This window comes from Streptosporangium oxazolinicum (assembly GCF_039537505.1).
Lineage (GTDB): Bacteria > Actinomycetota > Actinomycetes > Streptosporangiales > Streptosporangiaceae > Streptosporangium > Streptosporangium oxazolinicum.
Genome location: NZ_BAABAQ010000041.1, coordinates 1 through 746, shown reverse-complemented (window position 1 = coordinate 746; position 746 = coordinate 1). Strand labels below are relative to the sequence as shown.

Below are 746 nucleotides of genomic sequence, written 5' to 3'. Positions count from 1 at the left end.
AACGCAGCCTCCCACGTCCTTCATCGGCTCCTGATGCCAAGGCATCCACCGTGTGCCCTAAAAAACTTGGCCACAAAGATGCTCGCGTCCACTATGCAAATCTCAAACAACAAACAGCGACCACACCAGACCCGCCACCAACACCCACCCACACCACACACACGAAGTGCGCACCGCGATGAGCTGGTTTGACAGGAGGCTGGTCCCGCACGAGGCCAAACAGACACCCACCCCGAACCCGGGGCAGACACCCAGGACCACCACCAACCGGCAGCAGCCCCGAGACATGGTCCGTTTCCTCAGGACCCAACAGTGTGTTCGAACCCGCTCAACCCCTGAAACCGTCGTTCCCACTCCCCGCGCGCCTCCGAAGAGACACACCAGGCGGTACTAGCCGGTCAGCGATCATGCTGATCCGAGTAGCCAGTGCTCCACTAATGAGCGTGCCGGGCGTGAGACGTTCGCTCACGAACACGGCGTAGACCCCCACACGTCCGAAGAGCGTGGGAGGCCGGTGCTCCTTAGAAAGGAGGTGATCCAGCCGCACCTTCCGGTACGGCTACCTTGTTACGACTTCGTCCCAATCGCCAGCCCCACCTTCGACCGCTCCCCCCAGACGAGTCCGGTTGGGCCACGGGCTTCGGGTGTTGCCGACTTTCGTGACGTGACGGGCGGTGTGTACAAGGCCCGGGAACGTATTCACCGCAGCGTTGCTGATCTGCGATTACTAGCGACTCCGACTTCAT

The 746-nt window shown here is 61.4% G+C and carries 1 rRNA gene; it reads right to left on the bottom strand.

From position 1 onward, the window contains the following. Positions 1–525: 525 nt before the first annotated feature. Positions 526–746 (bottom strand): 16S ribosomal RNA (locus tag ABD817_RS39425); the annotation flags it as partial.